This window comes from Pseudomonas botevensis (assembly GCF_019145475.1).
In the GTDB taxonomy this organism is placed as follows: domain Bacteria; phylum Pseudomonadota; class Gammaproteobacteria; order Pseudomonadales; family Pseudomonadaceae; genus Aquipseudomonas; species Aquipseudomonas botevensis.
This window is the reverse complement of the sequence record NZ_JAHTKI010000008.1, coordinates 201,328-212,620: the sequence shown is the minus strand read 5'-3', so window position 1 is coordinate 212,620 and position 11,293 is coordinate 201,328. Positions and strand designations below refer to the sequence as shown.

10 protein-coding genes are annotated in these 11,293 nt (G+C 61.2%); 8 read left to right on the top strand and 2 right to left on the bottom strand.

The features are described from left to right. Window positions 1-235: 235 nt before the first annotated feature. Together KVQ74_RS13120 and KVQ74_RS13115 are read right to left on the bottom strand one after the other, a co-directional pair. A complete protein-coding gene (locus tag KVQ74_RS13120) occupies window positions 236-1,711 on the bottom strand; it encodes an inorganic phosphate transporter (RefSeq protein ID WP_217831512.1) in 1,476 nt (491 codons plus the stop codon). A 375-nt stretch (window positions 1,712-2,086) separates the two neighbouring features. After that, entirely contained in the window at window positions 2,087-2,287 is a 201-nt protein-coding gene (locus tag KVQ74_RS13115) for a hypothetical protein (RefSeq protein ID WP_007986337.1), read from the bottom strand. 644 nt (window positions 2,288-2,931) lie between these two features. On the opposite strand from KVQ74_RS13115, the gene pcaR reads away from it, so the two are divergent. The 8 genes from pcaR (at window position 2,932) to KVQ74_RS13075 (ending at window position 11,260) form a co-directional block, all read left to right on the top strand. Then, complete coding sequence (gene pcaR, locus KVQ74_RS13110; protein ID WP_217831511.1) at window positions 2,932-3,774, top strand: pca regulon transcriptional regulator PcaR; 843 nt, start codon at window positions 2,932-2,934, stop codon at window positions 3,772-3,774. Between the two features lie 295 nt (window positions 3,775-4,069). Further along, window positions 4,070-5,416, top strand: a complete 1,347-nt coding sequence (locus KVQ74_RS13105; protein WP_217831509.1) for an MFS transporter — start codon at window positions 4,070-4,072, stop codon at window positions 5,414-5,416. Window positions 5,417-5,686: 270 nt separating this feature from the next. After that, window positions 5,687-6,544: a CoA transferase subunit A gene (locus tag KVQ74_RS13100; protein WP_217831507.1), complete on the top strand. Its 858-nt coding sequence runs from the start codon at window positions 5,687-5,689 to the stop codon at window positions 6,542-6,544. Further along, complete coding sequence (locus KVQ74_RS13095) at window positions 6,544-7,323, top strand: CoA-transferase subunit beta (RefSeq protein ID WP_217831506.1); 780 nt, start codon at window positions 6,544-6,546, stop codon at window positions 7,321-7,323. The genes KVQ74_RS13100 and KVQ74_RS13095 overlap by 1 nt, the downstream gene beginning before the upstream one ends. Next, window positions 7,320-8,525, top strand: coding sequence for a 3-oxoadipyl-CoA thiolase (pcaF, locus tag KVQ74_RS13090; RefSeq protein WP_217831505.1), 1,206 nt, complete (start codon window positions 7,320-7,322; stop codon window positions 8,523-8,525). Before KVQ74_RS13095 ends, pcaF begins: the two co-directional genes overlap by 4 nt. A gap of 37 nt (window positions 8,526-8,562) precedes the next feature. Further along, window positions 8,563-9,267, top strand: a complete 705-nt coding sequence (gene pcaH / locus KVQ74_RS13085; RefSeq protein WP_217831504.1) for a protocatechuate 3,4-dioxygenase subunit beta — start codon at window positions 8,563-8,565, stop codon at window positions 9,265-9,267. A 1-nt stretch (window position 9,268) separates the two neighbouring features. Then, complete coding sequence (gene pcaG / locus KVQ74_RS13080; protein WP_217831502.1) at window positions 9,269-9,835, top strand: protocatechuate 3,4-dioxygenase subunit alpha; 567 nt, start codon at window positions 9,269-9,271, stop codon at window positions 9,833-9,835. Window positions 9,836-9,964: 129 nt separating this feature from the next. Further along, window positions 9,965-11,260 (top strand): MFS family transporter, encoded by a 1,296-nt coding sequence (locus KVQ74_RS13075; protein ID WP_217831501.1) that lies wholly within the window; start codon window positions 9,965-9,967, stop codon window positions 11,258-11,260. Window positions 11,261-11,293: the final 33 nt, after the last annotated feature.

The following is an 11,293-nucleotide window of genomic DNA, read 5'->3' as shown; positions in this document are numbered from 1 at the left end:
TTGCCCGCGAAGGCGGCCTTCGGGCCGACCGGGTTCTGGTGGGTGTACGCATTCTTCACTGCCACCTCGGTCAGTTCCCTCTCCCTCCGGGCGGTCCGACGTTTCGGGAGGGCTAGGCGGGCGGCGTTCCGATGAGGGGCTTTTGATCTTGGTTTTTCAGGTGCTGAGTCTTTTCAAACCGCAATAAAAAAGGCGCGATCCCCACGGATCGCGCCTTTTTCATTGCGGGGGTCTATCAGCTGCCCAATGCCTTGGACGCCAGCCAGAACAGCCCGGCAGACAATGCCACGGTCGCCGGCAGGGTCAGGACCCAGGCCAGCAGGATGGTGCGCACGGTGCCGCCTTGCAGGCCGCTTTTGTTGGCGACCATGGTGCCGGCCACGCCCGAGGAGAGGACGTGGGTTGTGGAGACTGGCAGGCTGAAGATGTTGGCCATGCCGATCAGGCTCGCCGTGGTGATCTGCGCCGACATGCCCTGGGAGTAGGTCATGCCTTGCTTGCCGATTTTCTCGCCGATGGTCAGTACCACGCGTTTCCAGCCGACCATGGTGCCCAGGCCCAGGGCCAGGGCGACCGCCAGAATCACCCAGAACGGGGCGTATTCGGTGGTGGTGGTCAGGTCTTTGCGCAGTTTGTCCAGGTCAGCCTTTTCACGGGCTGCGAGGCCTGGCAGCTTGCTGACTTTCTTCGCGGTGTCGTCCAGGCAGAGCAGGTAGCGACGCACTTCGATACGGCTTTCCGACGACAGCGAATGGTAGTCCGCAACGCCTTTGAGGGTGTCGAGCAGGGCGGTGATGGTCGGTTCGGTCTGTTGCGGGTTGCAACGGAATTTCTCCGGCAGATCACCTTCCACGCTTTTGCCCAGTGCCAGGAACTCGCCCAGGGTATCGGCGTTGCGCTTGTAGAACTGGCTCAGGTGCAGGGTCGCGTCGCGGGTGCGTTCGATCTGGTAAGTCGTGCTGTTCAGGTCGAGTACGAACTGTGCAGGGACGATACCGATCAGCACCAGCATGATCAGGCCGATGCCTTTCTGGCCGTCGTTGGAGCCGTGTACGAAGCTCACGGCCATGGCCGAGATCACCAGGACCAGACGGTTCCAGAAAGGTGGGTGCTTCTTGTCGTCGATCTTGCGGCGCTGCTCCGGCGTCTTGTGCATCTTCGACAGCGGGCGCCACCATTTCAGGCCGATCAGGATCAGCGCGGCGATCAGGAAACCGGCCATGGGCGAGAACACCAGCGAGGCACCGATATCGATCGCTTTCTGCCAGTTGACCCCGTCGGCCAACGGAATGTCGTTGATCAGGGCGTTGGCCAGGCCGACACCGAGGATCGAACCGATCAGCGTGTGGGAACTGGAGGCCGGGATACCGAAGTACCAGGTGCCCAGGTTCCAGGCGATTGCCGCTGCGAGCAACGAGAACACCATCGCCAGACCATGGCCGGTGTTCACATTGATCAGCAGTTCCACCGGCAGCAAGTGAACGATGGCATACGCCACGCCAACGCCGCCCAGCAGTACGCCGAGGAAGTTGAACACACCGGAAAAGAACACCGCCAGGTGAGGCGGCATGGCTTTGGTGTAGATAACAGTGGCTACCGCGTTAGCGGTGTCATGAAATCCATTGATGAACTCGAAAGCGAGGACAAACGTCAGGGCGAGCAAGAGGCTCACAAGCACCCAAGCATCCAGTCCGCTGAATAAATCGATCATGAAGGTTTTCTGGCCCGGTCATAAGGGGGCGCGATTATGCCAGAAAAGAGTGGAAATCGATGCCCTACCTGCTCATCGGTAACACTCTTCAACGAAATAATTTGTGGCAAGCCGTAACCCCCGAGTGTTTTGCTGGGTTTTACAAGCTGTTGATTTGTCTGAAAAAATAGACAAGCGGTCAGGGTTTTTCCAGCCGTGCGGGTTGCTCAAACGGCTGTGTGAAATATCTCTGAAACTTGTCAGACCAGTACCAATTCCACGTAGGAAGGTAGAGCTGGCCGCTGCCCGCGGGTAGCGGGCGCGCAAGGCATCGTCACCGCACCGTGCTTTTAACCGGTGTGGACGTCAACCCTCGAAAAACTCAAGGCTTCAAGCTCATGGCTCTTCGGCTTTGAGTTCCTTTTCCATTTTTTGCAGTTCTTGCTGGAAGACCTGATCCTGAACGGTGGCGCGTTTACGCCATGGCTTGCGTTCCGGTTCGGGTTGGGCGGCGTAGGTGGTGACTTCTCCGCCGTAAACTTCCTTGTAACGTTGTTCCTGGCGCTCAAGTTCCGCGCGCAGTTCGTCTTTCGTCACAGTGATACCTGTTTGAGTTGAGGTAAATGTCTGGTGAAACGCACGGCAACGAATCAACGAGCGCATCTGTCGACCACGGATGCCTGAATTGGCACCGGGTTATCGGCAGAGCGATCAAGACTTCCATGTTGCAGGCGGCTACGGCACCAGATTAAAACTGACGCAGCATCAGTTTCCTGTTTCAGCGAGCGCGCTGGCGGTGCATGGGTAATGAGCATCAGGCGCTTGCCGGGGCCGGCGGCGATGAATATCGCGTCGGCGGGTGGCACCGTCGGCAAGTAAGAAAATGCGGCGCCACTGAGGTGCATTATAGCCATCGAATCGAGAATGACTATCTTTGAAAATTCAAAAGCAGTTCTGAATGTGTGATTGTTTTGTTACTCGCATGTTTTACCCGTAGTTGCAGTCCGAGTGATCCTTTTGTTGAAGAGTGCTGTGTTTCTGACGTCATTTAGTCGATCAACTTAGACAGGCTTTCGAGCGTTCACCAAGTTGGCGGATACAAGCTTGCGGCGCGTTGCGGGCGATTGCGATTATCGGTCGGCGGTTCGATAATCGCCCAATGTTGGCGGTCCGGCGCTTGTGCAAGTGCTCGCGAGCCGCTTGTATAGCTCGCTGATTCGCGCCGGAAAAAAGGACCCGCCATGAACGATCAAATGCGCAACTCTTTCACCTCTGTGGCGCCGCCGATCGTCGCCTCGCCCGCCAAGCGGATCCAGGCGCTGACCGGCGATCCGGATTTCATGACCTCCCTGGCCCGTGGCCTGGCGGTGGTGCAAGCCTTTCAGGAGCGTAAGCGTCACCTGACCATCGCCCAGATCAGCCACCGCACGGAAATCCCTCGCGCGGCGGTGCGCCGTTGCCTGCACACGCTGATCAAACTCGGCTACGCCACCACCGACGGCCGTACTTATTCGCTGTTGCCGAAAGTGCTGACCCTCGGCCACGCCTATCTGTCCTCGACGCCGTTGGCGGTGTCGGCCCAGCCGTATCTCGATCGCATGAGCGAGCAATTGCACGAAGCCTGCAACATGGCCACGCTCGAAGGCGACGACATTCTCTACATCGCCCGTTCGGCCACCACGCAACGGCTGATCTCGGTGGACCTCTCGGTCGGCGGTCGCCTGCCGGCGTATTGCACGTCCATGGGCCGAATTCTCCTGGCGGCGCTGGATGACACATCACTGGGCGAATACCTCGACCACGCGGAACTGGTCGCCAAGACCAGCCGCACGATCCACACCCCCGAGGCCTTGCTTGAATGTCTGCAGCAAGTGCGACAGCAGGGCTGGTGCATCGTCGACCAGGAACTGGAGCAGGGCCTGCGTTCGATTGCGGTGCCGGTGTATGACGCTTCCGGTCAGGTGGTGGCGGCGCTCAACGTCAGCACCCATGCCGGTCGGGTCAGCCGCAGCGAGCTGGAACAACGCTTTTTGCCGGGCATGCTGAGCGCCAGTCGCGACCTCAGCGCGCAGTTGTTTGCGTAAGGAAGCTGTTCGATAAACGCACAGAGTTGCGTTTATCGAATTGACGCTAAAACCCCCGGATCATTAATGTCGCGGCAGCGTCATCCGGCGCTGGCCAAGCAAGGTCAGGCCGGTTCGGCGACTCCCATAATAATGACAAGAGGCAACTTCTCATGCGCATGTCCCCCGACTGTCGCCACTCCCGCCCGTGTTGTCGCTAACGGGCAACGCCTGACTCAAGCCTTCTATTCTTGTGACCGTGCCGCTTCCTGGCCGGCCGCCGTTCGACTGCGTTTTTTTGCGTGGAATAAAAATAATGAACCAGCCTCAGTCCGCCGTAGGTAACTGCCTGGACGTGCAGTCCTTCATCAACGCCCAACCGATCTCGCGCTATCAGTGGCGGGTGGTGATCCTGTGTTTCCTGATTGTGTTCCTCGATGGCCTCGACACGGCGGCCATGGGGTTTATTGCGCCGGCGCTGTCCCAGGACTGGGGCATCGACCGCGCCAGCCTCGGCCCGGTGATGAGCGCCGCGCTGATCGGCATGGTCTTCGGCGCACTGGGTTCCGGGCCATTGGCTGACCGCTTCGGGCGAAAAGTCGTACTGGTCGGCGCTGTGCTGCTGTTCGGTGCCTTCAGCCTGGCATCGGCCTACAGCAGCAATGTCGAGCAATTGCTGGTGCTGCGTTTCCTCACGGGCCTTGGCTTGGGCGCCGGCATGCCGAACGCCACCACGCTGCTGTCGGAATACACCCCGGAGCGCAAGAAATCGCTGCTGGTGACCAGCATGTTCTGTGGTTTCAATCTGGGCATGGCCGGCGGCGGGTTCATCTCGGCCAAACTGATCCCGGCGTTCGGCTGGCACAGCCTGCTGCTGATCGGCGGAATCCTGCCGTTGATCCTCGCCGTGGTGTTGCTGCTCTGGCTGCCGGAGTCGGCGCGTTATCTGGTGGTGCGCAACCGTGGCACCGACAAGGTTCGCCAGACCCTCGCGCCGATCGACCCGGCCATCGTCGCCCAAGCCTCGAGTTTCAGCGTGCCGGAACAGAAAACCGTCAAGGCGCGCAACGTGTTCGCGGTGATTTTCTCCGGCACCTACAGCGCCGGCACCCTGTTGCTGTGGCTGACTTACTTCATGGGCCTGGTGATCGTGTACCTGCTGACCAGTTGGCTGCCGACACTGATGCGTGACAGTGGCGCGAGCATGGAACAGTCGGCGTTTATCGGCGCGCTGTTCCAGTTCGGCGGGGTGTTGAGTGCGGTCGGCGTAGGCTGGGCGATGGACCGGTTCAATCCGCACAAGGTCATCGGCACTTTCTACCTGTTGGCCGGGGTGTTTGCCTACGCGGTGGGGCAGAGCCTGGGCAGCATGACATTACTGGCGACGCTGGTGCTGCTGGCCGGCATGTGCGTCAACGGCGCGCAATCGGCAATGCCTTCGCTGGCGGCGCGGTTCTACCCGACCCAGGGCCGGGCGACCGGTGTTTCGTGGATGCTGGGGATTGGCCGCTTCGGCGCGATTCTCGGGGCGTGGATGGGTGCGACCTTGCTGGGGCTGGGCTGGAACTTCGAGCAAGTGCTGACGGCATTGGTGATTCCGGCGGCACTGGCCACCACTGCCGTGGTGATCAAGGGTCTGGTCAGCCATGCGGATGCGACTTGAGTTCAGTCTTCTGAATCTTCGCTGAAGGTTCTGGCCTTTTCGCGGGCAAGCTCTCTGCCACGGAATCTCCGTCGTTTCTGTGGCAGAGGGCTTGCCCGCGAAGCATTTGAGGCTGATTGTTAGCTGGATAACAATCTGTTCGATAAACGAACACTCAGTCGATTATCGGATTGTTTGGCGATTTTCAGCGGCTTAATCTGCAGTGACTCCGGCGCAGAACCTCGCGCCTTTTTATCACTGGCGATCCACTACAAAATCGGGAGCCGCTCCATGGCTGAGATCCTTTCGCTGCACGACGCGGTGAAGCAATTCGTCAACGACGGTGACACCGTCGCGCTCGAAGGCTTCACTCATCTGATCCCTACGGCGGCGGGTCACGAAATCATTCGTCAGGGCAAGAAAGATCTGACCCTGGTGCGGATGACGCCTGACCTGATCTACGACCAACTGATCGGCGCCGGCTGTGCGCGCAAGCTGATTTTTTCCTGGGGCGGCAATCCGGGCGTGGGTTCGCTGCACCGTCTGCGCGACGCGGTCGAGAAACAATGGCCACATGCTCTGGAAATCGAAGAACACAGCCACGCCGACCTGGCGAATGCCTACGTCGCCGGCGCTTCCGGCCTGCCGTTCGCGGTGCTGCGTGCCTACGCCGGTTCCGATCTGCCGAAGGTCAATCCGTTGATCAAGTCGGTCACGTGCCCGTTTACCGGTGAAGTGCTGGCGGCGGTGCCGTCGGTGCGTCCGGACGTGACGGTGATCCATGCGCAGAAGGCCGACCGCAAGGGCAACGTGCTGTTGTGGGGCATCCTCGGCGTGCAGAAAGAAGCCGCGCTGGCCGCCAAGCGTTGCATCGTCACCGTCGAAGAAATCGTCGATGACCTCAAGGCGCCAATGAACGCCTGCGTCCTGCCGACCTGGGCCTTGAGCGCGGTGTGCCATGTGCCCGGTGGCGCGCATCCGTCCTACGCCCACGGTTACACCGAGCGGGACAATCGTTTCTATCAGGCGTGGGACCCGATCGCCCGCGACCGTGAGACGTTTACCGCGTGGATCAACGAATACATCCATGGCTGCGCTGACTTCAGCGCGTTCCAGGCCAAGTTGGCCGCTGCTTCGGAGGCCAAGTAATGACTTACACCACCAATGAAATGATGACCGTCGCGGCGGCCCGTCGCCTGAAGAACGGCTCGGTGTGCTTCGTCGGCATCGGCCTGCCGTCGAAAGCGGCCAACCTGGCGCGTCTGACCTCGTCGCCGGACGTGGTGCTGATCTACGAATCCGGCCCGATCGGTGCCAAACCGAGCGTGCTGCCGCTGTCCATCGGTGACGGTGAGTTGGCGGAAACCGCCGACACTGTCGTCCCTACCGGTGAGATTTTTCGCTACTGGCTGCAGGGCGGACGCATCGACGTCGGTTTTCTCGGCGCGGCTCAGGTCGACCGCTTCGGCAACATCAACACCACCGTCGTCGGCAGTTATCAGCAGCCGAAAGTGCGTCTGCCGGGTGCCGGTGGTGCGCCGGAAATCGCCGGTTCGGCGAAAAGTGTGCTGATCATCCTTAAACAGTCGGCACGTTCGTTTGTCGACAAACTCGACTTCATCACCTCGGTCGGTCACGGCGAGGGTGGCGATTCGCGCAAACGCCTGGGCCTGCCGGGCGCCGGGCCGGTCGGCATCATCACTGACCTGTGCATCATGGAGCCGGAAGCCGGCACCCATGAGTTCGTGGTCACCGCGCTGCATCCGGGGGTGACCCGCGAGCAGGTGATCGCAGCCACCGGGTGGCCGATCCGGTTTGCCGACAGCGTTGCAATCACCGCTGAACCGACCGAGGTCGAACTGACCGCGCTGCGCGATCTCGAAGCCCGCACCGCAGCCGCCCACGGTCAGGCACCGGGAGAAGCATGATGCGCGACGTTTATATCTGTGATGCGATTCGTACCCCCATCGGCCGTTTTGGCGGTGGTCTGGCGGCGGTGCGCGCCGACGATCTGGCTGCTGTGCCGATCAAGGCGTTGATCGAACGCAACCCGAGCGTGGACTGGAACGCCATCGACGAGGTGTTCCTCGGCTGCGCCAACCAGGCCGGTGAAGACAACCGCAACGTGGCGCGCATGGCGCTGCTGCTGGCGGGCCTGCCGGAAACCGTGCCCGGCGTGACCCTCAACCGTCTCTGCGCTTCGGGCATGGACGCCATCGGCACCGCGTTCCGCGCCATCGCCAGTGGCGAAATGGAGCTGGCGATTGCCGGCGGCGTCGAGTCGATGTCCCGCGCGCCGTTCGTGATGGGCAAGGCCGACGCGGCGTTCTCGCGCAACATGAAACTGGAAGACACCACCATCGGCTGGCGCTTCATCAATCCGTTGATGAAGGCTCAGTACGGCGTTGATGCAATGCCGCAGACCGCCGACAACGTCGCCGACGACTACGAAATTTCCCGCGAGGATCAGGACGCTTTCGCGCTGCGCAGTCAGCAACGGACTGCCGCTGCGCAAGCTTCGGGCTACTTTGCCGAGGAAATCGTCGAAGTACGGATCGCCCACAAGAAGGGTGAAACCGTGGTCAGCCAGGACGAACATCCCCGCGCCGACACCACCCTCGAAGCCCTGACCAAACTGAAACCAGTCAACGGTCCGGACAAAACTGTCACCGCCGGCAACGCTTCCGGTGTGAATGACGGGGCGGCGGCCCTGATTCTGGCCTCAGCTGACGCGGTGAAAAAACACGGCCTGACCGCTCGCGCCAAAGTGCTGGGCATGGCCAGTGCCGGGGTTGCACCACGGGTGATGGGCATCGGCCCGGTGCCGGCGGTGCGCAAACTCACCGAGCGTCTGGGCGTGGCGGTCAGCGATTTCGATGTGATCGAACTCAACGAAGCCTTTGCCAGCCAGGGCCTGGCGGTATTGCGCGAACTGGGGCTGGCGGACGACGCGGCCCAGGTCAACCCGAACGGTGGCGCGATTGCCTTGGGTCACCCGTTGGGCATGAGCGGCGCGCGTCTGGTGTTGACCGCCCTGCATCAACTGGAAAAGACCGGTGGCAAGAAAGGTCTGGCGACCATGTGCGTCGGCGTCGGCCAGGGTCTGGCCCTGGCAATCGAACGCGTCTGACGCCTTGGCGTGACGAATAAGAACAGAGGAAAGCGAAATGACTGACAAGCCTGGTTACCGTCGCCCACAGGAAGGCACCCAGCCGCCGTACCTGCATCCGACGTATCAATCCACCAATCTGCGCTCGCCGTCCAAGCCGTTGGTGTTTCTGCCCCATTCGCTGTCGGAAATCACTGGCCCGACTATCGGTGCCGAGCGGGTTGCCGACACCGATAACGACCTGACCGCCCAGCATGCTGGCGAGCCGTTGGGCGAGCGGATCATCATCCATGGCCGTGTGCTTGATGAGGACGGTCTGCCGGTGCCGGGGATTCTGGTAGAGATCTGGCAGGCCAACGCCGCCGGTCGCTACAACCATGCCCGCGACCTGCACGACGCGCCGCTGGACCCGAACTTCACCGGCACCGGCCGCACCGTGACCGACGCCGACGGCTGGTATCAGTTCCAGACCATCAAGCCCGGCGCTTACCCGTGGGGCAACCACCACAACGCCTGGCGTCCGGCGCATGTGCACTTTTCGCTGTTCGGGCCAAGCATCCTGACGCGCCTGGTCACCCAGATGTACTTCCCGGGCGATCCGCTGCTGGCGTATGACCCGATCTACAACTGCGTGCCGGACACCCGCGCCAAGGAGCGCCTGATCGCCGCTTTCGATCTGGAAAAAACCATTCCGTCCTACGCCCTCGCTTATCGCTGGGACATCGTGCTGCGCGGCCGCGAAGCCACGCCGATGGAGAAATGAGATGACCCTGACCGCGACCACTTCCCACACTGTCGGGCCGTATTACCACATCGGCCTGACCTGGCTGAACCGCGAGAACCTCGCCACTGAACTGACCCTCGGCGAACGCGTGGCGATCACCGGGCAAGTCATCGACGGCAATGGCGATGTCGTCAACGACGCCATGCTGGAAGTCTGGCAGGCCAACGCTGCCGGCAAGTACGACCACCCGGAAGACGAGCAGGACAAACCGCTGGACCCGAACTTCGAAGGCTTCGGCCGCGTGCCGGTGGATGCCGAGGGGCGTTTCCGTTTCACCACGATCAAACCGGGCACGGTCGAGGGACTGAAAGGCTCGACCCAGGCGCCACATCTGGTGGTGCTGGTGTTTGCCCGGGGTCTGGTCAAGCACCTGCTGACCCGGATCTATTTCGAAGGCGACCCGGCCAACGTCGATGATCCGTTGCTCGAATGTGTGCCGGCCGAGCGCCGCGCGACGCTGCTGGCCAAGCCGAATGCCGCTGGGGTTTATCAGTGGAATGTGATTCTGCAGGGCACTGAGGCGGAGACGGTGTTCTTCGATTATTGAGTTCGCCGCGATCCCCGTGGGAGCGGGCAAGCCCGCTCCCACGGGGATCGCAACGCCTGATGTATCTGTGGAACGGGACTGTTGCAAAGTGTGTCTAGACTCTCAAGTGTCCCCAAAGAGTAAATAACAATGACAACCCTGACCTCCCACTACACCGGCGAAGAGCGCAGCAAGCGCATCTTCGCCATTGTCGGCGCCTCGTCCGGCAACCTGGTCGAATGGTTCGACTTCTACGTCTACGCCTTTTGCGCGATCTATTTCGCCCCGGCGTTTTTCCCCTCCGACAACCCCACGGTGCAACTGGTCAACACGGCCGGGGTGTTCGCCGCCGGGTTCCTGATGCGGCCGATCGGCGGCTGGATTTTCGGCCGGGTGGCGGACAAGCACGGGCGCAAGAATTCGATGATGATTTCGGTGCTGATGATGTGCTTCGGCTCGTTGCTCATCGCCTGTCTGCCGACCTACGCCAGCATCGGGGTCTGGGCGCCGGTGCTGCTGTTGTTCGCGCGGCTGCTGCAAGGTCTGTCGGTGGGCGGCGAGTACGGCACCACCGCCACTTACATGAGTGAAGTGGCGCTCAAGGGCCAGCGCGGTTTCTTCGCCTCGTTCCAGTACGTGACCCTGATTGGCGGGCAACTGCTGGCGGTGCTGCTGGTGGTGATCCTGCAACAGTTCCTCAGCGAAGATGAACTGCGTGCCTACGGCTGGCGGATTCCATTTGTGGTCGGGGCGGTGGCGGCGCTGATTTCGCTGTTCCTGCGCCGCACCCTGAAAGAAACCACCAGCAAGGAAATGCGCGAGAACAAGGACGCCGGCAGCATTCGTGCGTTGTTCCGCGACCACAAGGCTGCGTTCATCACCGTCCTCGGTTACACCGCCGGTGGTTCGCTGATTTTCTACACCTTCACCACGTACATGCAGAAATACCTGGTGAACACCGCCGGCATGCACGCCAAGACCGCCAGTTACATCATGACCGGCGCGCTGTTCCTTTATATGTGCATGCAGCCGCTGTTCGGCATGCTCGCCGACAAGATCGGCCGCCGTAACTCGATGCTTTGGTTCGGCGCGCTCGGCACACTGTTCACCGTGCCGATCCTGTTAAGCCTGAAAAGCGTCAGCAGTCCGTTCCTGGCCTTCGTGCTGATTACCGTGGCGCTGGCGATCGTCAGTTTCTACACCTCGATCAGCGGTCTGGTGAAAGCCGAAATGTTTCCGCCGGAAGTCCGCGCCCTTGGTGTCGGCCTGGCTTACGCGGTGGCGAATGCGATCTTCGGTGGCTCGGCGGAATACGTAGCCCTGAGCCTTAAATCGGCGGGCATGGAAAACTCCTTCTACTGGTACGTCACGGTGATGATGGCGGTGGCGTTCCTGTTCAGCTTGCGTCTGCCCAGACAGGCGGCGTATTTACATCACGACCTCTAAACCGATGTGCGCGGGCCGTCATGCACGGCCCGC